The organism is Nocardia altamirensis NBRC 108246 (genome assembly GCF_001612685.1).
Taxonomy (GTDB): Bacteria; Actinomycetota; Actinomycetes; order Mycobacteriales; family Mycobacteriaceae; genus Nocardia; species Nocardia altamirensis.
On sequence record NZ_BDAY01000020.1, the window covers coordinates 137,420 to 157,537 of the forward strand.

Consider the following 20,118-nt stretch of genomic DNA (forward strand, 5'->3'; position numbering starts at 1 on the left):
GACTCAATAACACACCCAAGACTCTGATGCTCTCGGACTCTCAGCAGGCTTCTTCAGCTGAAGGCTGAGGGAATCGCCGACGGAGGGAGAAGGGCTTTCCAGCCACAGAATTTGCTTTCCGTCCGCGAAGTAGATTTTGCGAGAAGTGCCGTCCAATTCATGGAAGGCTTCGGCGAATTTCGCTGCCAGCGGGCTTCGGCCGACGTCACCACACACCATGACGAGGGAGTGTCCTGGGTTTTCGGAAAGGGCCTGGCGGAGATCCCGCTCGACCTGCTTCGCGAAGACCTCAGGCGCGCAGGACACCAGCTGACCGCCGGGATCTGTGTCGAGATTTGTGGGGTCGATGGACGGAGCGTCGGCTCGCACAAAGAAATTCCCGTTGTGCGTCTCCGCGCCGATAAAGAACACGCCATCGTCGTCGTACCAGGGCGTTGCCCTCGAGTCGCCCCAACCTTCATCTCCGAAGATGCGTCGGAACTTCTGCCATGCCCCTTTAGGCTCTGGATCGATCGACGTATAGTGGCGCGTCAATTCTTGATGCCATTGTCCCAGTCTTCTGAAGTAGGGTATGTCCTCCTCCATGAGAGGGTAGGCGACTCCTGCTACTTTGCGATTTGGTTCATGTTCGGCGCCGGCATAAAGGATGTCCTTGCTCACGTCGCCGGTTCGTATCGGGAAGTCGCCAACCGCAGGGTTGTTGACCGTGATCAATTCACCCTCGGGGGCGCGGGGCGCGCTGTCGGGTACTTTCCACTGTGACGGTTGACGTCGGATCAGGTCCCTACCGACCCCATCCTCATCCAAATGCCGCAGGGCGGCGTAACGAAACGAACTACCGACATGTTGGAGCCGGTTTCGAAGAAAAGAGTGGGCCACCTTGTCGATGCCGGTGGTCAATCGTGCGCACAGCACATGGCCGATCCCGCTCAATTTTTCCGGATCGCCGCCGTGTATGGACCGCAACGAGGGCCTTCCAATCCTGGGTTCCAGCCTCTGCGCAGCAGAAGCTTAGTCACCTGCCGAGCTCACCGATACCCATCGCCAGGTGCAGCTATCGCGCGAGAAGTCGGTCGATCAACGCCAGGTCGGCCTCGAGATGGGCGCGGCCGTTGGCCAGCAGCGCGGCGATGAGGTCGGCTTGGTCGAGTCCGCTCTTGGCGGCGGTGGCGGCGGACCACACCTCGAGTTCGGACCGGAGTCGGTCACGAAGATCGAGTAGTTCGTCGCGGGGGAGGGGCTCGGCGAAAGTGAGCATCGTATACAGGTCACGCGGGTAGCTGCCGCGGATCCGCCCCCAGCCCACCCTGAGTAGATCGGTCAACTCCGCCCGTCCGGCGGCGGTGATGCGGTAGACCGTGCGGGCTGTCGAGTCGGTGGCGGACTCGGGCGTCTCGACCACGTCGGCCATGCCGGCCCGCGCGAGGCTGCCCAACGCGTGATACACCGAACCGCGTTTGACATCGGTCCACCGCTCGGCGTGGCTGGACTCCAACCAGCGGCGAATCTCGTAGCCGTGCTTGGGTCCCTGCGCGAGCAGGCCGAGCACGAGAATCCTGGTGGCGGCACTCATGATCGGGCGGTGTCTTTGAGTTTGGTCATCACGAACCAGCAGGACGGCCCGCCGTATCCGAAGGTCGTCGGGCGCTCGACCCGGACACCGTGGCGATCCTCCGAGGCAGCGTCCATCCATGCGGTGTCGAAGTCGCAGAATGTCGGCAACAGCTCCTCGGCGTCGGCGGCAATCAAAATCTGCTGGTAGTAACACTTTCGGACGACCGCAATGTAGCCGTTCGCGTCGTCTTGGGGATGGTCGAAGGTGAAGGTATCGCCGAAGAAGTCATGTTCGCGCTGTTTGGAACCCGCGCGCAGCACGTCGAGGGGATTGCCGGAAGCGTCGAGCGCGGTCTCGGTATCGCGGCGGACCCAGTCGTAGAACGGGTCGAGGAATGCAGAGCGGAACTGCTCGATCGCTTCTTGTCGAGTGTTGCGGTGCCGCAAGTTTCGATAGGCGGCGATCGAGAGGGCGGTGAACCAGAGAATATCGAGGGCTGGTTTGTCTACGGCGGTGTGCCGCTGTTCGTCGACGATCACTGCGGCCTCGGTCATCACTGCGGCTTCGTCGGGTGGGTCTAGGGCGGCGAGGAACGGTCTGCTGAACCAAGTGACATCTGTAGGAATCATGTCAGTAAGGTAAGTCAAATTTGACCTATGGTCAAATTTGACTGCCGGACAGGGTGGCCACAATCGTTCGTGCGGCGTGTTGAACTTGGCGTTGGCGGTCGGCTCCCGTGATGCCTTGCAGGTGGAATGCCCAGTGCGCCTCGAACAGGCAGGTCAGCGCGTATGCCGCGCGGGCGATGTCGTCGGCGTCTGCCGCGGGGTATTCGGCGGCGAGTTGCCGTTCGAGCTCCGGTAGCCATCGCTCAGTCCACAAGGCGCGCAAGCGTTCTCGCACCGTGGCGTCGCGGGCGCTCAACGCTACGAGCTCGATCCAGATGACGAGTTCTTCCGGGCTGCGATAGGCGCCGGGTTCGAACATCGCGTCTATCCGGCGATCCACGGGCTGCTCGGCGTCGGCGCGGAGCATCGAGGCGCCGTACGCGCCGACGGCCTCGTTGACGAAAGCTTGCATCAGGCCGTCACGACTGCCGAAGTAGTGCAGCACAAGGGTTCGCTGCATGCCGGCCGCGGAAGCCACCTGGGACAGGGTCGCGTTCGCCAGCCCGTCGCTGGCCACCACGCCGGCCATCGCCCGCAGGATGTGCGCTATCCGTTCCCTGGCCTTGCTCGGCCGACCTACTTTGTTTACTGTCATGATAGTAAATATATCCGGAAGGTGAGCTGATGCGGATTCTGGCGCTGGGTGGGGCCGGGGAGATGGGCCGTGTCGCGGTCCGCGCTCTTGTTGATGACGACAGGGTCGATCAGGTGGTGGTGACCGATCTCGATCAGCGACAAGCAGTGCGAGTCGCACATGCGTTGGGTCCCAAGGTGTCGGGCCTGGGCCTGAATGTGGCTGATCGCGGTGAGCTGTTGGCTGCGATCAGGGACTGCACTGTCGTCGTCAACACAGTGGGTCCCTATTTCCGATTCGGTGTCCCGATCTTGTCCGCAGCGATCGAGGCGGGCCGCGACTACGTCGACATCTGCGACGACTGGGAACCCACCCTGGACATGCTGGCAATGAACGATCGTGCGCGCGCGGCGGGTGTGACGGCACTGGTGGGGATGGGTGCCAGCCCAGGTATCGCCAATCTTCTTGCGGTGACTGCAGCGCGGGAACTCGACACCGTCGAAACCATCATCACCGGCTGGAATATCCAAGCGGCACAACATGACCCCAGCCCGAGTAACGCGCCCAGCGCGGCCATCGTGCACGGAATACGGCAGATCAGCGGCGCGATCAGGGTCACCCGAAGCGGTGTCCTCGTCGATCGGCCAGCGCTGGAGCGAATCGAGTTCGAATACCCGGGCATCGGTGCTGCTTGCGGTCGTAGCTTCGGACATCCAGAAGCGGTCACCCTCAACAGCGTCTACCCAGATCTGCAGAACAACACCAACATCGTCGTCGGTGACCGGTTCACTCTCGCGGGCCTATCGGCCGTGCGGTTCTGCGTCGATCACCGGATCCTCAGTCCCACCCAGGCCGCCCGTGTCGTCGCGTCCGCCGAACGTATGCTGCCCGCCAACCCGGCGAATCTCCTCAAACCAGGCGGACTTCCACCACTTTTCGCGGTCGCGACCGGCACCCACGGGAACGCTCCCGCCACCGCCGCGACAGCGCTGGCACAGATCCCCGGACTCACCATGGCGGAAAACACCGGCATACCGTTGGCAGCCGCGACACTCTTGCTCGCGTCTATACGACGACCAGGTGTCCACACCCCCGAAACCCTGATCGACCCCGACACATTCTTCGCCACGCTGGCACCCCATTGCATCGGCAACCCAGCTCCTACAGCGATGACCTCCACAACCCGCTCCTGGTCGACACCCCGAGCAAATGCCGACAGCTTGGCCACATCCGTGCTCACCGCCTTCCTGACACCCAACCCGAACCGGCCGCCCGCTGAGAGTCAGTGTGGGAGTTGCTGGTAGAGCCCGATGAGTCCTTCGGCTGTGGCACGGGCCGCGGCGCAGCCGTTGAAGGCATCGATCGTGATGATCTCGGACTTCAGGTGATCGTCGAAAATACTGCCCAGGTGCGCTGGGGTGAACACTGCGTCAGAAGGCGGCTGCAGCGCGGTCGACACACTGATCCGACAGCGGCTGTCCGGCCCCCATTCGCCTTTGCTTTGCACGGCCCGCAGGCCACCGATCGTGGTTTCCTTCGCGGTGCTGTCGCGTTCTCTGACGAACTCGATGTCCATCTGTGTGCGGTCTCTGCTGAACTCGTACTGGATGTCCTGGTATGTCGAATCGTCGTTGCCGTCGAGCTGGAACCGGCATTGCCAGGGCAGGTCGTTCCCGTCTTCCGCTAGCGCAGGATGGTGTCCCTGCCCGATCGTGCCGAGCACGGCGCACGGGTCGAGTGCGGCCAGCGGGGAGTTCATGTGTGCATATTTCGAGGTCGCTCGTAAGGGTGGGTCGAGCCGGCGCGTGAGGGCTGCGGTGGCGATGTCCCGAGCTGCCGCACACGGATCGCCGGAGTCCACCGTGAAGCTGATATACCAGCGGTCACCCACCGGCGCATCCGCAAAACAGTGGTCGGGCTTGGCCTTGTTGTCGTCATAGGTGTCAGTCGTGATCACGCTCTCATCGCCCTGGCGTTGGCCGGTGATGCCGGGAACCATCGAGGCCATGATCGTGCTGCCAGGCCCAATGTCGGGAGATTTGAATGACACACTGCACCGGCTGAATTCGCGGTCGGCACCGAAGTAGTTGGGCGTCCCGATCAGGTGTATCACGGCGTCGTCGAGGTAGCCGCACGGATCAAGCGGACGCAGGGTATCGCGGTAGGCGATCATCATCTGATCCTGCGGTGACAGCACCGTCGCCCACGCCGGGATCGGTCCCGGCGGTGCCGTCAGCGGTGGCGCGGCGAGTGTCGGCAGTGGCGCGGCGGGTGTCGATGTGGACGTACACGACGAGGTGCCGACCACACCTGACAACAGCATCGCCACAGCAACGAGCACTTTTCTCACGGCGGCGAATGCTACAACCGATTCGACTCGTCCTCCCGATTCGACCATCACGAACAGATCATCGGATCCGCTCCCACCAACCCTGGACGAACCGGTCAATCTGGCCGGGCGTTAGCACAGAGTTGATGTGGCGGAACCGGATAGGTACGGCCGAACTGGACTGCATCCGTGTTGGGGCCCGCGATGCGAACGATCTCGCGCGCATGTGAGGGTCCTGCGGAGATGTCCCAGACCCGGACTCCGTGCTCGGTCCCTGCGGCCAGGTAGCGGCCGTCGTCGCTCACGGTCATCAGCCGGACGAGATCGTCTGTGTCGATGACACAGATGAATGTGGCTGGGTGGGATTGGTGCGGTCGTAGGCGGCGATGCCGGGTACCTCTCGCGCACTCCGAGATCCGGTCGAGCTGTAGTGCGCGCATATCCGGTTCGAGCTTGACCAATATTCTTTTGAGAAAGAGAGATGTCCATATCAATCCTTACCCTATAAAGCGGGCTGATTTCCAGCCATACGCATTACCAGCCACCGACTGTTCTCGACAAGTCCGCAAACGTCAGTCACTCGTGTAACGATTCTTCGCCAACGACCGGGAGGCAGCAAGCCTGGTGAGTCGGTCATGGAGCGCGATATCTTCGCGATTCTGAATTTCGTGCTCGGTGATGGCACACGCAACTACGAGGTTGGCGGGCACTACGAGCTTCGAGCCGACACGATGTTTCCTATCGGCGAACCTCACAACTACCGGCTTGTTGTCGAGTGCCCGGACCCGCGCTAGAAAACGGGTCCCACTCCCCGTATCCACTGTGTGGCGATTTCCCGCTACGGATACTCGCCGCGTGATTGAGTACCATCCGGTCGGTTCTTTATTTGCTCAACTGCCCAACCGAGAACCGTGCAGAGTCGGATTGCGGTGCCCATTTCCAGTGCTGGGAAGGTGATCATTGGGGTGTAGCGTTTTGCCCGATTCCAGGATTGCGCAGGGCCGAGGGCCGGTCTCGAACGAGCGAACTCGGCCGCAATCGAAACCGAAGGAATCCGCACGAAGCTGTTCACTGGCCGTCGGCCGGTAAACGGGAGTTCGACCGAGGAGAGCCGAAGGTGCCGCAACCGCCGGGCAAGATCGAGGCCGCTGTCATCTCCTTCGATCCGGGTGACTCCGGCACGGTCGAAACCGCCCGGGGAGCGTTGCCGGTGCGGGTCGCATGCAGCGATCCTCACCTGACCGGAGTTGGAGTTGCTTTGACCATCACCTATCCGAAATCAGTTGTCCGGCAGGGAGATTGCAACTAGCTCGCCTACTGACAATGGATATTCCTGCTCTGCAAGCAAGTTGGCGCAACGTGGAAGTGATCGGCGCCGAAGCTATTCTCTACTTCTACTCGCATCTGTTCATGGCACATCCCGAGGTACGGGCCATGTTTCCGGTGTCGATGTCGGATCAACGGGGCCGATTCTTCACCGCCCTCGGACACATTGTCACCAATGTCGACAGAATTGCTGATGATCCGCGTTTCGTCGAGCAACTCGGCCGCGACCATCGCCGTTTCGGTGTCGTCGCCGACCACTACCCCGCCGCGGGCGCTTCGTTGCTGGCTACCCTGCAGTACTTCCTGGGCGAGGCCTGGACCGATAGCCTTGCCGCCGATTGGGCCGAGGCGTTCGGGACCATCGCGACCCTCATGGTGCAGTCCGCCGAAGCCGACGAACGGACCTCGCCGGCCTGGTGGGACGCGGAGGTGATCGGCACCGAACGCCGCAGTATCGATATGGCGGTGGTGCGGATCAGGCCGTCGCAGCCGTACTCATACCTGCCCGGTCAGTCGATGGCCATAGAGATCCCGCAGCGCCCGCGACTGTGGCGCTACTACTCACCCGCTGGCGTCCCGCACGCCGACGGCACGATCGAACTGCACGTGCAAATCGTCGCGGGAGGACAGGTCAGCACGGTGCTGGCCCGCTCGCTCGAGCCCGGCGAGTGGATCCGGCTCGGCGCCCCCGTCGGCACCGCGCTCACACTCGCCGAAGACGACAGCGATCTGTTGATGGTGGCAGGCGGCTCCGGTCTTGCACCGCTGCGGGCGGTGATCGAGCAGATCGACGCCCGCCGTTACGAATCCCGCAGCGGGGGAAACGTGCATCTCTTCCACGGCGCGCGCACTCAGTGGCACCTGTACGACCACCGGCAGCTGTCGGAGTGGGCGGAGACCCGGCCGTGGTTCCGATACACCCCAGCCGTTTCCGAGGATCCCACCTTCCCCGGCGCGCGTGGTCTCGTCGGCACCATCGCCGCCCAGACACACCACTGGGCCGGATACACAGCGCTGGTTTGCGGTTCGCCGGGGATGGTCGAACACACGGCAAACGAACTCGTCGCGGCAGGCATGGCCCGCATGGCGGTCCGATTCGAGCAGTTCCACCAACAGGCGCCGACGCGGCTTCCGTAGACGCCAGACACGAGGTACCCCCATGGCGATGAACCCCTCCGAGATCACACCCGAGAGCATCAGAGACACACAGTTCAAGCGCTCCGCCCTCGGCCGTCGCGGCTACGACGAAGCCCAAGTGGATCAATTTCTTCGCCGACTCTCTACCGTGATGGGCCAGGTCGTCGCCGCCAACGACCGGCTGACCAGCCAACTCCAACGCGGGGGCAGGGCGGACCTGGTCGCCGCCAACAACTATCTCCAGGAGCAGGTCGCGGAACTGGAGCGCCAGCTCCTCGATCGCGATACCAACCCGATCGGTGGCGGCCCGACCGTCGCGATGCTGTGGGACGAGGTCGAGGCTCTGCGCCGCGAGAACGAGCGGCTACACGAGGAGGCGCACGACGATGTGCTCGGCGTGAATATCCGCGCGGTCAATATGCTCAGCCAAGCTCAGACAGCCGCGGAGGCAACGGTCAACGAGGCCGAGCGGTACGCGACCGAACTCGTCATCGAGGCCAGACAGCATTATGCCGAAATCCTCCGTCAGGCACAGGATTCCGCGGGACAGGCCGTCGGCGAGCTAGCCGCGCTCACCCAGGCGCCAGCGCCCGGGACCGCGGTGTCGCAGGCCGAAGTCGACTATCTCCGTGCCTACACGCAGATCGCTCAGAAACAGCTGCAGTCGATCGTCGACGCAATGTGCTTCGAAGTCGACAAGCTCGGTCGCAGCGCTCCACCGGGAATCCGTGGCCAGTCGATATCGACTGCGGCACAGCACCCTTCGACGATCCCATCGCTGCCGGGTGAGTCGGAGCAGCAGCCGTGGAATGAGCCGAGGCCTTCCGGCGGCGGCGAAGTGGACCACTATCACCACGCCGCGTCCTAACCGTCCAACTGCGCGCGCAGCGCTGGAATCGCCGCCCTCGCTCGGAGTCGCGGCGGATGAATCACAATGAGAGGGAAGTCGTTGTCCATCTATGAGAAGCTCGGCGGAGCCGAGGCCATCGCCGCCGTTGTCGACGACTTCTACGTCCGCGTCCTTGCCGACGACCGATTGGCCGGTTTCTTCACCGGCGTCAATCTGGCTCGGCTGCAGGGAAAGCAAACCGAATTCTTCTGCGCGGCCCTCGGCGGACCGGAGTCGTACACGGGCGTATCGATGAGACAGGTCCATAAAGGCCGCGGCATCATGCAGAGCCATTTCGACTTGGTCGCAGGCTATCTCAACGATGCCCTGCTGGGCGCCGGGGTGCCGGCAGACCTGGCCGCGCAGGTCCTCGAGGCCATAGCACCCCTGGCAGACGACATCGTCAGCGCTCGTGCCTGACGCATCCGGTCCAGCGAGGTGGGCTGCATCCGCTCCAACCGCCCCCCATCTCGCCCGCCGCCCGCCAACGCCATTGCACATCACCTGATCCGCAATGGTGAACCCGCACACCGGAATCAACGCAACGCACGGCACTGGTCTTTGCACGTCCGAGCGAGCTCGGTGCCGCGTTCGGTGCGCGAGTTGGATGAAAGCTGTTGCTTACAAACAGGATTCGCCTGAGGTCGGAGGCTCGTCGCCTCGGCAGGGCTCCATGCAGATGGGAACAGTACCGGCCAGCATCTTCTTGCTGGCCGGTTGTTGGTTGAAGCCGAATTCGCCCTGAATTGCGGCAGGCAAGTAGAGGACGCCGTCTCGATCTCCACCCACACCCCTTCGCTTGCCTGGCATTCCAGGCAGGCGAAGGGGCGCTGGGCAGCAAAGTAGTGCGGGTGCCGATAGGTGATGATTCATATACCGATCTTCAAGCACTCTCTTGACAAGTGATCGATATATGAATCTTTTCGGTATATACGTGTTATGATCGATATATGGATCATGCTAGGGCTGTCACCTCGGCCGAGTTCGGCCAAGCAGTGCGCAGCGCTCGGGAGCAGCGAGGCCTGCACCAAGCAGATCTTGCCGAGCGGCTCGGCGTCACGAGGATGACTGTGTCGCGGCTGGAAAGAGGAGGCGCGGTCCGTATGGAAACCGCCATTCGTGCGCTGTCCGAGTGCGGCTACGAAATCGTTGTAGTACCCAAGTTCAGCCGGGTCACCGTCGAGGGACGGTAGCTCGATGGCCCGCAACAAGGTCCCCGGTTTGGATGTGTGGTTGTACGGACATCGCGTCGCCCACCTCACTGAACCCAGCACCTACCGATACAAGCTCGAGTTCACCGACGAGGCGCTGGATGTTTTCGGTCAGGGAGCGCGAGTGCTGTCGCTTGCCCTGCCTTTCGATACCAAGGCGGTCGCTGACGCAAAGGGGGTGGGTGGTCGACCTGTGGCCGCGTTCCTGGAAGGACTCCTCCCCGAAGGGAATCTCCGCCGCCATCTCGCCGCGAGCCTCGGGGTTACCTCCATCGACAAGCTGGAGCTCCTGCGAGCAGTGGGTGCCGAATGCGCGGGTGCGGTGCAGTTCATCCCCGAAGGCGAAGTGCCGTCCACTGGGACGATCAGGGAGCTCTCCGATGACGAAGTGAACCGGCTCGTTGCTGATCTCCCCACTTATCACCTCCCCGAAGGAACTGTTCCGCAAGCGTCGCTTGCGGGAATTCAGGACAAGGTGCTGTTGGTTGCGCGACCGGACGGATCCTGGGGATGGCCCGAAGGCGGCGCGGTGTCATCACACATCATCAAACCTGAGCCGTTGGGTGGCGCGACCGTGCCGCATCTCATTCAGGCCGAACATTGGGCGATGTCGGTAGCTGGCGCCGCGGGCCTTAGTGCCGCACAGACCACTGTCGAATCCTTCGACGGACGTAGCGCTCTCGTCGTCGCCCGCTATGACCGGACCCAAGCCGGGGACAGGCTGCACCAGGAAGATTTCTGTCAGTCGCTCGGCCTGGACCCCGACGCAAAGTATGAAAGCACAGCAGAGTCCGAACAGCTCGGATCCAGGCTGCGCCGCCTCGCGTCTGTGGCGGCCGACCGTGCGATGGATCCCCAGGCGTTCCGCGTCGATCTGCTGTCGGCGGTGACCTTCAACGTCATCATGGGCAATGGTGACGCGCATTCGAAGAACTATTCACTGCTACTCGGCCGTCGCGGCGAAGTATCCCTGGCGCCGATGTATGACTCCGCACCGGTCATGTACCTGGATCCTAGATTCAAAGGCACAGGCCACATCATCAACGGTCGCACCAACATCGACTCTGTCGACGAAGCCGACCTTGTGGCCGAAGCCCGCTCGTGGGGGCTGGCGCCGCGAATCGCGCAAGGCACGGTCCGCACCGTCATGGCGAATGTTTGGGACGCTGTGCACTCGATCCCCCTGCCGCCCGGCACCGAGTCGGTCTCGAACAGGCTCGAAGCGCTCTGGGCTCGGCGTCAGTGGACCGTGCCATGACCCCGAAAGCGCCATCCAAATCGCCTTGAACTACAAGAACACCGAGATGAGCGACGGTGCGGTGATCGGTGAAGCGCATCTGAAACTTGCACGGACAGTAGACAACCTCACGCCCGCAGCCTTCCACGGCGAGATCGGATTCACTGAGTCGTGCCCGGTCACTAAGCGGGCTAAGGCGGCCGAAGCGACTTAGTTCCTACGGGGCGCGGTGTGGCCCCAACAGCCAGCGAGTTCGTTGCAGCGCTGCTTCAGCTTCGTCGGCGAGTTGGCGCATGCCGGACTTGATCGCAGCTCGGATTGTCCGCTGAATTTGATGGGGTAGACGGTGCTGCTCGGCCGCTTCGATTGCCTCTGTGAACGCTTCGGTTGCGGCACTGGGCTCTTCGATCGCAACCAGTACTTCGCCGGTTGTTACTCGTTCGATGATGCGCCATTGAGGAGCGGACGGCGTGCCGACGGTGACGGCTACCAGCCTGCCTGCCTCGAGGACACGTCCGGTTCCGAGTAACCCGCGAAGCTCTATCTCGCGCAGCGTGAACGGCTGAAACAACAAGCCACTAAAAGTGTTTCGATCCAGCAGACACCGATAGTGTCGCAGAGCGGCGTCAAATCGTTCACCGTCGCCGAGTTCGCCGGCCGCACGACACAGGAACGCAAGGGTCGAGCCCTGGTCTGCGGGCTCGTTCGATAGCTCCAATGACTGTTCCAGTCGGGCGACTGCTGCGCCGATGTGGCCTGCTTTGCGCAGTTCGTTCCCGTGCATGCGGAGGGTGTGAGCGTAGAACGTTGGGTCGCCGAGATGAGCGGCTACCTTCACGGCCTGCCCAGTCCATCGGGCGGCGGATGAAAGACGTTCTTCCGGCAGGACTGTTCCGAGCGAGACACCAAGTGCGACACGGGCATGGGCGAGCAAAACGAGGCTGTCGCGTTCCATCCGCCCTTCCGATGCTCTGGCTTCCAGCCGAGCTACCAGGGGCCACAGCTCGTTGACGGCTTCGACGGCTTGCCCGGACTTTCGGGCAATCTCAGCGAGTCGCACTGTGCTATCTCCGAATTGGAGCATGGCCCGATACTCCGCGTCGTCTGTGTCGGTCACTCCGAGTATGTGTGCCGGTATGCCCAACCGTGCTGCGATGTGACGGCGCGACGCCAGGTCGGTGATCGCGCGGCGGCCGGTTTCGAGCATCGACACATATGACTTGTCGTAGCCGAGTAGCTCGGCCAACGCGATTTGGTTGAGCCCGTTGATCCGACGATAGGTACGAAGGATTGTCGGTAGGTCGCGAGTCGCCATAGCGGTTGTCGCCTCAGGTGCTGCCCATAGCCAAATCGCGGAAGCGATTGGGGTGGAGCGGATTACGGCATGACCGGCAGCGCCAGTGTTCGCCGAACAGGTGGGACACACGGGCTCGCTTACGTAGCGGCTGATGGTGACGCCGCAAGCCTGGCATCTGTCGCCGCTCATAGTGCCCCTCTAGGCGTTCTCCGCTGCCCGGAGTTGGGCGAACCAGGTCATGACAGAACGCTTGTAGCCGTCCGGCATGTTCAAGCCCGCTATCTCGTCTTCACGAAACAGGCCGACTTCTTTGTGTTCGTGCGACAAGACCGGCTCGGCGTCAGTGTCCGGGTAACAGCCGTAGGTCACGATGAACACATGCTTCTCGACCACGTTGATGTAGTAGATCCACGAGTCGAGGATCGGCCCAGTGGTGACAGGCCATTGCGTTTCTTCGGTGATCTCCCTGGCGACGCATTCTTCCGGTGTCTCGTCGGGTTCGATCCTGCCGCCCGGCAATTCCCACTCTTCGCGCTCGTTCTTCAGCAGCAGCACCCGCCCGTCCCGAACAACGACGCCCTTAACCGAGATCGAGTACATGTGCGGCACGTATCCGGAAGCAGTCATGCCGCGACGCTAGCACCGGCCGATCGATAGAAACCGCTGGTTGGCGTTGACAGTCTGTCAGTGAACTGGCGTGTGCACCACAGCGCACCGTTGGCCCATGTCGGTTGACTTACAGCAGGATTGGGCGGCACGAGTGGCGGCAACGCTCGCTGCTGACGGGTTCGCCCGCTTCGAACGGATCAGCACCCGAGCTCAGCTCGTGACTCTCGGGGCATCACTAGGTCGCATCATCGCCCACCGCGACAGCGACAACGACGGCGTGACCATACTCGAGAACCGAGGCGGGATCGCCAAGAGGATCGGATACGAAGGATTCGGCGCCGGTGCCCTCCCGCCACACACCGACCGATCCGGCGTCGCGGAACCGCCTGCCCTGCTGGTTGTTGTCTGTAGGCAGAGAAGTAGTTCAGGTGGTGAGTGCATTGCGATCGACGGACGCAGCGTCTACGTCGATCTCGCAATGAAGGACCGCGAAGCAGCACACGCCCTATCGCAGCCCCGCACAGCGCTTTTCGGCGGCGCGACCGGGTATCTCGGCTCGATTTTCGAGTACGCCCAAGGAGGTCGGATCCGGATCCGATATCGCACTGACCGATTGGCCAAATACTCACCAGAGATCACCCGTTACCTGCCAGTTCTCGCAGCCGCGATCAAACGGCACACCCTCCGCTTCGGCCTCGAACCAGGCCAGGGATACGTCCTGCACAACCATCGCTGGCTGCATGGCCGAACGGCGTTCACCGGTGATCGCGTCGTGTACCGGCTAAGCCTCGACCCCCACCCCGAATTCGCGATTCCATCTGGCTTCGCGAGACCGGACCTGCCGGTGGTGGTGACCGGATGAACGTCGACTTCGACACGATCCGCCTGACCGTGCGCTTCGAGAACGGCTCCGACGACCCGAATGCGTACCCGCACTACGACCACTGCGGATTCGACCCCGGTCCGCTCACCGTCGAGCAGGCACATCGGCTCTCACAGATCCACGTGCATAACGAGTCTGTGCAGTGCAGGCAGAAGCAAGCCGCGTTGTCGGCATTGGAAGCGGCAGGTCGGCTGCGCCGCATCTCGCGATCAGGACTTTGATCATGGGCCAGCAATGCCCGGCGGGTCGCTGTCGCTATTGGGCTTCCGCGGTGGCTGAGGCCGCGTACGGCGGAAGAGAGTTGAGAGCGCGTGGATTATCTCTGGACGTTGACCTGGCTCGGTGCCCCACAACGCGACGGTGCTGACCACGATGACTGCGAGTGCGAAAGATCCTGGGGCACTGCCCATGACGATGGCGACGGCTGTTCCTGCATCCATTGGGTCCCTGTGTTCTCCCGCTGATCGAGCGAGGGGCACAGGGCAACCTCAGCTCGACCAGGCAACTGGCTGGTTGAACTAAGGTTCAGTCCCGGCGTGACAAGAACCCGAGTCGACAAGAACCGGTGTTCTCGGGAGTCGGCGCAGTCCAATGTGTGCTCGCCGGGCACGATTGGAGTTTCTGGACGCCGAACTCAGACGACCTGGACGATACGCTACATCGCCTGCTGATACGGCGGCAAGAACTGGCCTGCACCGGTCTGGACCTTGCGAGAGTAGCCTGGCCGTGAGCATGCGAAAGGGCGCTGAACTGCAGAGATGCTGTGCCCTCGGCAGGATTCGAACCTGCGACACCCGCTTTAGGAGAGCGGTGCTCTATCCCCTGAGCTACGAGGGCTGACCTGGGGGCGATGGGGTGCCCGCCGGGACTTCCGGGGAGTCTACCGGGTCGGTGACGGAGAGGCCGCATCGATTCCTTCGGGCTTGGTCGCCTTGGCGATGATGTAGTCGGCCCATGGGCCCCAGAGGGTGAGGCCGGGGCGGCTGAAGGCGAGGCGGAGGGCGGGGTTGACGCGGCGCATGTCGGGGTCGCGGAGGCGCTTGCTGAGATAGTCGGCGAGGGGCGCGTAGACGTGGCGGCGGATCGAGTAGGTGGTGACGTCGGTGAAGCCTGCGGCGACGAGCGCCTGGCGGTAGCGGTGGATGTCGAAGAAGTCGCGGTCGCGCACGGCGCCTGGCATGCGGCGGACGCCGGGCCGGTCGGTGAGCTGGACCATGGCCTTGGCGGCGTTGTTCGTGCGCGGCACGATATCGGCGGTGACCAGCATGCCGCCGGGCTGGAGGACACGGTGCGCTTCGGCGAAAAACCTTGGGTAGGAGGGGAAGTGGAAGGCCGACTCGAGTGCGGTGACTTTCGTGCACGATTCGGCCGGTCGGGGGAGCGCGATGGCGGAGCCGTATTCGTAGTGAATGCGGTCGCTGAGTCCGAGTTCGTCGGCACGCTTGCGGGCGATCTCGATTTGTTCGACGGCGATGTTCACGCCGATGATATGGGCTGGTCCGAATTCCTTGGCCCACAGGAAGTCTTGGTCGCCGTAGCCGAAGCCGACGTCGAGTTGGATGTCGTCGGGGCCGAGTTCGGCTTCGCGGCCGACCAGCCGCGCCAGGTCCCTGCTCGCTTCATCGAGGGTGGCCGGATTGTCGCGCCAGTAGCCGAGATTGATGAAGAGCGAGTCTTCGCCGAAGAGGTTCTGCGGCCCGACTACGTCGTAGGCCCGGCCGACGCGTTCACCGGACGGCAGGAACGGTACTTTCGCCCATTCGTAGCATTCGCGGGCCCAGCGCAGCGATCGGTTGCGCAGATCCTCGACCGGGATATCGGCAGTGGTCAGCGTCATGAGACCTCCAGCGCTCAGCTCTCGACCGGTTGCCGCCAGCCAATCCGGTATCGAGATGTTGACAGTCTCAGACAGTTTCGCGCTGCCGTCAAGAGTCGCTGGTCAGCCGGTTGTCAGAGGTCGACCCGCTCCCATGGCAACGCTTCGCGCCAGCCGTCGCGCTCCGCCACCCAGTCGTTGAGGATCCGGACCATCTGCTCGAAGGCAGGTGAATGGGCCATGTCCCATGGTGTTTGATCACGGATGGTGGCGCCGAAGTGCTTGTCGGGCCCGCCCTCTCGATACTCGATGGAATAGCCGTGGCCGTCCTCTGTCGGCACCTCCTCATCGAGGTGCACCTGAATGTAGTGCTGCCCCACCGGTGTCAGATCCAAGCGTTCCACGATGGCGAACGGACAGCTGAAGTTCATATCTGCGAGCAGATCGTGCAACGCCGTCTCGGAGGGGTCGTCGATGACTTGGTTGGGATCCGCGGTCGTCACTCGAATGCGGGCGGTCTCGCTCATGCTGTGCCATCCTGCCGGTTGCTGCCGGAGCGTGTCACTTGCCGCCGGTGAGAAGCCAGCGCACCGCGCGATCGAAGGCGGAGTCGCGGTCCGCGCTGAATTCGGCGTCGGTGAAGACCGGTTCGATCAGTTCGGGCGGTATTCCGGTGCCGTCGAAGGTGTGTCCGTCCGAGGTCAGGAATTCCTCGTTCGGCACGCCGAACCACCAGTCCGCGTGCCGGGCGCCCGGCAGCTTGCGCTGCATCACATCGGAGAACACGCCCTGCGTCGGCTGGCCGATTCGTGTTGTCGGCCATGGCCGTTCGAGCATGGCCTGGGTGAAGGTCTCGCCAGCGCTGACGGTGGAGCCACCGGTCAGCAGCGCGACGGGACCGGTGAACGCGGCGCGGGCAGGCTCGACGCGCTGCGGCTGCGGACTGCTGGTTCGGGTCTTCTTCGCGTAGGCGAAGTAGGGGCGATCGGTGAGCCGGGCGGCCAACTGCAGGCCGAGACTGTCCGAGCCGCCGCCGTTGACGCGCAGATCCAGCACCAGCCCGCGCAGCGTGGCCAGTCGGTCGGTGGTGAAGATCGCGTCGAGGGCGCGGTCGAGTTCGGCACTGTCGGCGGCGAAGGTGCGTTCGGCGGTGTAGCCGCTGAACCCGGACACCCGCAGGTATCCATATCCCTGCTGTCCCGGCAGGTCCGCATAGCCGATGCGGCCGTTGGCGTACTCGGTGAGCGGCTGCTGGAGGTCGCGGCGTTGGACGAATTCCCGGACCTGCTGGTCGAATTGGGGACTCGGCATGGTGGTGCCTGGCCGGGACATGCCGAAAAAGCCGGTGTCCCCGGCCGATACCGTCACGTGCATGTCGTGTAACGGTGCGACCATGTCGCGCAAGACGGCAAACAGTTCGGCGTCTTCGCCGCGCTCATCGGCGCTGCGGGCGCGGTCCCGGAAGGTCTCCCGAACCTGTTGCCAGTCAATACCTTTCGCCGCGAAGAACGGGTAGTTCTCTTGGAACGTCTGCCAGAAGACGTCGAACGTGGGCGGTTCGGCCGGGTCGGCGCACGGCGCAGGCAGCCCGGGTATTCGCGTCAGCGCACGGTCGCCGGGGGATCCATCGATGTGCAGCGCCGCCCGATCCGGATTGTCGCCACGGCGGAGGGTGAGGACGTCCTTGTCCTCGGTGACGTACCTGCCCGGATTCCCGGCGCGGGTCGCCGTGGTGTCCTTCAGGCAGCTGAGCGCGGTCAGCTGGTAGGTCTGCATGGTGTCGCCGTGCAGCGCGAGTGCGGTCCCGTAGTCGTCCACCTGCCAGAATCCGGCCGGAAAGTCGACGTCGGCCGGACGCTCGGCGGGTCGACCGCAGGCGGTGGTGAGCGCACCGACCGCAACGAGTGCGGCGACGATGGCCGCGGTTCTTTTGCGCAGCATAGGCATTCGTCAAAGGTCCAGCACAGTGGTCGGTCGCGGCAACCGTGTGGGCACGTGAGTGCGCGGTGTGGCTAGCCGTAGTACGGGTGTAGCGCGGGTTCCTCAGAACCCGCCGTCGAATCCGCCGCCGTCGAAACCATCGAACCCGCCATCGTCGAATCCGCCTGCGTCGCCACCGGATTCGTAACCGCCCGCGTCCGAACCAGGGTCGTACCCGGCGGGCTCGGCGCCGGATTCGTAACCGCTGCCGTCGAACCCACCGTTGTCGCCGGCGGCCAGCCCGTCCTGGTACCCGTCGCCGTACCCGCTCTCGAACCCTTGCGCGTCGTATCCGACGCCGGACATCCCGGAGAACAGCGAGGAGAACAGCAGCGCAGAACCGAGACCCCAGGCCCCGGCGACCAGGGCGGGCTTCCACCACGGCTCGGAGTACCAGCCCGCGGGCACCGGGCGGCCCGCGACCCGCCCGCCCGGGTAGTAGTTGGGCGTCGCCGGCGAGGGGTTCGGCGAGGCCGCGATCTCCCGGCCGTCGTGTTCGACGACCCGGTCCTCGGTGACCTTGCCAGCGGCGTCCTGTCCGTCGAGCGCGGGGACGGCAGGACCCGGGTCCATGCCCATCGCCTCGCGCGCGGCCCGAATGTAGTAGAGCCCTTCCAGCGCAGTCTGTTTCGCCAGCCGCGCCTGGGCGGGTGTGCGTGCCTGGTCGAGCTGCGACCCGGCGGCCAGATGTCGCTCGGACGCGTCGACCAGCGCCTGATTGGCGGCATCGTTGCTGCCGCTGAGGTTGTAGACCTGGCCGCCGAGCCGCTCGTTGACTTGGCGCGCGTCGGCCAGTGCGTCGGCGAGCTGGGTCGCCGTCCGCTGCTTGTTCTGCCGGGACAGCACGACGGCGACGGCGGCAATCGCCACGATCACCACGATGAGCACGAGCCACAACACCGCAGGCACCTCTTCCGTCGCCGAGTCCAGATACCGTCCAGTTTACTGGGCGCTTGCTGAGACTCCGCTGAAACGAGGGCACCGCCACACCGGTGGCATCGCCTGGATTACGGGGTGACGGCCTGCGCCTCTTCGTAATCTGCCGGGTCGAAAGCCCTTGTCTTCCAACGGTAGAGCACGGTGGCCCCGGGCCAGTTGTTGGTGATGCGGCCCGCGGCGTTGCGATACCAGCTCGAGCAGAAGTTCCACGGCGTATCTTTCAGCCGCTGCTGCAGCCAGTCGTCCCACTGCTGCTCGGCGCCCGCGCGGGCGGCGAGATGGCGGCCGGGCCGGTCGGTGAGGTACTGCGCGACCTGGCGAATGTAGCGGGCCTGCGATTCGAGCATGTAGATGATCGAGCCGGAGCCGACGTTGGTGTTCGGGCCGTACATCATGAACAGGTTCGGGAAGTTCGGCACGGAAAGGCCGAGGAAGGCACGCGCTCCTTCCTCGCCCCAGACGTCGGCGAGCTTGCGGCCGCCGATGCCGTAGATGTTCATCGGCGCGAGGAACTCGGTGCCCTTGAATCCGGTGCCGTAGACGATCACGTCGACCTCGTGGTCGACGCCGTCGGCGGTGCGGATGCCGGTCGGGGTGATCGCCTCGATCGCGGTGGTTTCCACCGTGACGTTCGGCTGGGCCAGCGCAGGGAAGTATTCGTTGGAGAACAGGCCGCGCTTGCAGCCCGCCGCGTAATCGGGGGTCAGCTTCGCCCGCAGGCCGGGGTCGGGGACCTGCTTGTCGCGATGGCGGTCGGCGAGTGCGATCACCGGGGTCTTCATCGCCGGAATATCGGTCAACGCCAGCGCGAGCACCTCGAAGATCGACCAGATCGCGAACCGCTCGGCGAGCCGGGTCGGCGGCAGGTACTTGAACACCGCCTTGTGCATGCCGCTGTATTCGGTGTCGAACTTCGGCAGCACCCAGGCCGCCGACCGCTGGAACAGCGTGAGGTGCGCGGCCGTCGGCTGGAGGCGCGGAATGTATTGGATCGCACTGGCTCCGGTGCCGATGCAGGCGATGCGCTTGCCGGTCAGCTCGACGTTGTGGTCCCACTCGGCGGAGTGGAAGGCGGGGCCCGCGAAGGTATCGATGCCAGGAATGTTGGGCATGGCCGGCCGCGACAGCTGACCGACTGCAGGCACCAGAATGTCTGCGGTGAGCTGGGCGCCGTCGGCGGTGGTCACGGTCCACCGGCCGGTCTGCTCGTCGAACTCGGCGTCGGTCACCTCGGTGCCGAACCGGATGAAGCGCGGCAGATCGTGTTTCTCGGCGACCCCGCGCATGTACTCGTGGATATCGCGTTGCTCCGAAAACCGCCGTGGCCAATCGGTTTTGGGCTCGAACGACCACGAGTACAGCGGCGAAGGCACATCGCACGCCGCGCCGGGGTAGGTGTTCTCCCGCCAGACGCCGCCCAGATCCTCGGCGCGTTCCAGGATGGTGAAGGTGTCCAGCCCGGCCCGCCGCAGCTCCAGCGCGATGCCGAGCCCGGCGAACCCGGCGCCGATGATGATGATGGACGGGGTCGTCATGATCTGAGCGTAGGACCCGAACCCGCAGGTCCGAAGAGATCCCCGGTCATGGAATCAACATTTTCGGCCATGTCGCACCGGTGGATCCGCACCCTTTCCGTGAATCCGCACTGGCTCTGGGCCGTCAGAGCCA

At 63.9% G+C, this 20,118-nt stretch carries 23 protein-coding genes and 1 tRNA gene; 11 read left to right on the forward strand and 13 right to left on the reverse strand.

Features of this window, described 5'->3' with window-relative positions; all coding sequences use genetic code 11:
• Nucleotides 1-3 precede the first annotated feature (3 nt).
• The 4 genes from NA11_RS44750 to NA11_RS13740 all read right to left on the reverse strand — a co-directional run bounded on the left by NA11_RS44750 (nt 4) and on the right by NA11_RS13740 (nt 2,818).
• A complete protein-coding gene (locus tag NA11_RS44750) occupies nt 4-966 on the reverse strand; it encodes a hypothetical protein (RefSeq protein WP_141717569.1) in 963 nt (320 codons plus the stop codon).
• 88 nt (nt 967-1,054) lie between these two features.
• Complete coding sequence (locus tag NA11_RS13730; RefSeq protein ID WP_069162234.1) at nt 1,055-1,573, reverse strand: PadR family transcriptional regulator; 519 nt, start codon at nt 1,571-1,573, stop codon at nt 1,055-1,057.
• Entirely contained in the window at nt 1,570-2,184 is a 615-nt protein-coding gene (locus NA11_RS13735) for an L-2-amino-thiazoline-4-carboxylic acid hydrolase (RefSeq protein ID WP_084654592.1), read from the reverse strand. The genes NA11_RS13730 and NA11_RS13735 overlap by 4 nt, the downstream gene beginning before the upstream one ends.
• Before the next feature lie 31 nt (nt 2,185-2,215).
• Nucleotides 2,216-2,818, reverse strand: coding sequence for a TetR family transcriptional regulator (locus NA11_RS13740; protein ID WP_069162236.1), 603 nt, complete (start codon nt 2,816-2,818; stop codon nt 2,216-2,218).
• A 29-nt stretch (nt 2,819-2,847) separates the two neighbouring features.
• Between NA11_RS13740 and NA11_RS13745 the strand changes: the two genes are divergently transcribed.
• Nucleotides 2,848-4,101, forward strand: coding sequence for a saccharopine dehydrogenase family protein (locus tag NA11_RS13745; RefSeq protein ID WP_069162237.1), 1,254 nt, complete (start codon nt 2,848-2,850; stop codon nt 4,099-4,101).
• Here the strand turns inward: NA11_RS13745 and NA11_RS13750 are convergent.
• On the reverse strand, nt 4,080-5,198 hold the full coding sequence (locus NA11_RS13750) for a hypothetical protein (RefSeq protein WP_141717571.1): 1,119 nt from the start codon (nt 5,196-5,198) through the stop codon (nt 4,080-4,082). The two genes, NA11_RS13745 and NA11_RS13750, sit on opposite strands and share 22 nt — an antisense overlap.
• 563 nt (nt 5,199-5,761) lie before the next feature.
• On the opposite strand from NA11_RS13750, the gene NA11_RS45610 reads away from it, so the two are divergent.
• From NA11_RS45610 to NA11_RS45620, 8 genes are all read left to right on the forward strand, one after another.
• Nucleotides 5,762-5,920, forward strand: coding sequence for a hypothetical protein (locus NA11_RS45610; protein WP_167837637.1), 159 nt, complete (start codon nt 5,762-5,764; stop codon nt 5,918-5,920).
• A 323-nt stretch (nt 5,921-6,243) separates the two neighbouring features.
• Entirely contained in the window at nt 6,244-6,435 is a 192-nt protein-coding gene (locus NA11_RS45615; protein WP_069162240.1) for a hypothetical protein, read from the forward strand.
• A gap of 14 nt (nt 6,436-6,449) precedes the next feature.
• Nucleotides 6,450-7,589: an FAD-binding oxidoreductase gene (locus tag NA11_RS13765; protein WP_069162241.1), complete on the forward strand. Its 1,140-nt coding sequence runs from the start codon at nt 6,450-6,452 to the stop codon at nt 7,587-7,589.
• Nucleotides 7,590-7,611: 22 nt separating this feature from the next.
• Nucleotides 7,612-8,457: a DivIVA domain-containing protein gene (locus tag NA11_RS13770; protein WP_069162242.1), complete on the forward strand. Its 846-nt coding sequence runs from the start codon at nt 7,612-7,614 to the stop codon at nt 8,455-8,457.
• A gap of 66 nt (nt 8,458-8,523) precedes the next feature.
• A complete protein-coding gene (locus NA11_RS13775) occupies nt 8,524-8,898 on the forward strand; it encodes a group I truncated hemoglobin (RefSeq protein ID WP_069162243.1) in 375 nt (124 codons plus the stop codon).
• Nucleotides 8,899-9,428: 530 nt separating this feature from the next.
• Nucleotides 9,429-9,671: a helix-turn-helix transcriptional regulator gene (locus NA11_RS13780; protein WP_069162244.1), complete on the forward strand. Its 243-nt coding sequence runs from the start codon at nt 9,429-9,431 to the stop codon at nt 9,669-9,671.
• A gap of 4 nt (nt 9,672-9,675) precedes the next feature.
• On the forward strand, nt 9,676-10,947 hold the full coding sequence (locus NA11_RS13785) for a type II toxin-antitoxin system HipA family toxin (protein ID WP_069162245.1): 1,272 nt from the start codon (nt 9,676-9,678) through the stop codon (nt 10,945-10,947).
• 25 nt (nt 10,948-10,972) lie between these two features.
• The gene (locus tag NA11_RS45620) at nt 10,973-11,140 is read left to right on the forward strand and encodes a hypothetical protein (RefSeq protein ID WP_167837638.1); all 168 of its coding nucleotides are present in this window, start codon (nt 10,973-10,975) and stop codon (nt 11,138-11,140) included.
• A 3-nt stretch (nt 11,141-11,143) separates the two neighbouring features.
• On the opposite strand, the gene NA11_RS13790 is transcribed toward NA11_RS45620, so the two are convergent.
• Nucleotides 11,144-12,241 carry a helix-turn-helix domain-containing protein gene (locus NA11_RS13790; protein WP_218023295.1) on the reverse strand — a complete coding sequence of 366 codons (1,098 nt, stop codon included), beginning with the start codon at nt 12,239-12,241 and terminating at the stop codon, nt 11,144-11,146.
• A gap of 180 nt (nt 12,242-12,421) precedes the next feature.
• Complete coding sequence (locus tag NA11_RS13795) at nt 12,422-12,850, reverse strand: NUDIX hydrolase (protein WP_069162246.1); 429 nt, start codon at nt 12,848-12,850, stop codon at nt 12,422-12,424.
• 97 nt (nt 12,851-12,947) lie between these two features.
• On the opposite strand from NA11_RS13795, the gene NA11_RS13800 reads away from it, so the two are divergent.
• Together NA11_RS13800 and NA11_RS13805 are read left to right on the forward strand one after the other, a co-directional pair.
• Nucleotides 12,948-13,694, forward strand: coding sequence for a TauD/TfdA family dioxygenase (locus tag NA11_RS13800; protein WP_069162247.1), 747 nt, complete (start codon nt 12,948-12,950; stop codon nt 13,692-13,694).
• Entirely contained in the window at nt 13,691-13,936 is a 246-nt protein-coding gene (locus NA11_RS13805; protein WP_069162248.1) for a hypothetical protein, read from the forward strand. The genes NA11_RS13800 and NA11_RS13805 overlap by 4 nt, the downstream gene beginning before the upstream one ends.
• Nucleotides 13,937-14,479: 543 nt before the next feature.
• On the opposite strand, the gene NA11_RS13810 is transcribed toward NA11_RS13805, so the two are convergent.
• The 6 genes from NA11_RS13810 to NA11_RS13835 form a co-directional block, all read right to left on the reverse strand.
• Nucleotides 14,480-14,552, reverse strand: a tRNA-Arg gene (locus tag NA11_RS13810).
• A gap of 43 nt (nt 14,553-14,595) precedes the next feature.
• Complete coding sequence (locus NA11_RS13815; protein ID WP_069162249.1) at nt 14,596-15,552, reverse strand: SAM-dependent methyltransferase; 957 nt, start codon at nt 15,550-15,552, stop codon at nt 14,596-14,598.
• A gap of 113 nt (nt 15,553-15,665) precedes the next feature.
• Nucleotides 15,666-16,058, reverse strand: a complete 393-nt coding sequence (locus NA11_RS13820) for a hypothetical protein (protein ID WP_069162250.1) — start codon at nt 16,056-16,058, stop codon at nt 15,666-15,668.
• A 34-nt stretch (nt 16,059-16,092) separates the two neighbouring features.
• Nucleotides 16,093-17,472 (reverse strand): S41 family peptidase, encoded by a 1,380-nt coding sequence (locus tag NA11_RS13825; RefSeq protein ID WP_245745863.1) that lies wholly within the window; start codon nt 17,470-17,472, stop codon nt 16,093-16,095.
• 102 nt (nt 17,473-17,574) lie between these two features.
• Nucleotides 17,575-18,408 (reverse strand): hypothetical protein, encoded by an 834-nt coding sequence (locus NA11_RS13830; protein ID WP_084654600.1) that lies wholly within the window; start codon nt 18,406-18,408, stop codon nt 17,575-17,577.
• A 110-nt stretch (nt 18,409-18,518) separates the two neighbouring features.
• Nucleotides 18,519-19,985 (reverse strand): flavin-containing monooxygenase, encoded by a 1,467-nt coding sequence (locus tag NA11_RS13835; protein WP_069162253.1) that lies wholly within the window; start codon nt 19,983-19,985, stop codon nt 18,519-18,521.
• Nucleotides 19,986-20,118: the final 133 nt, after the last annotated feature.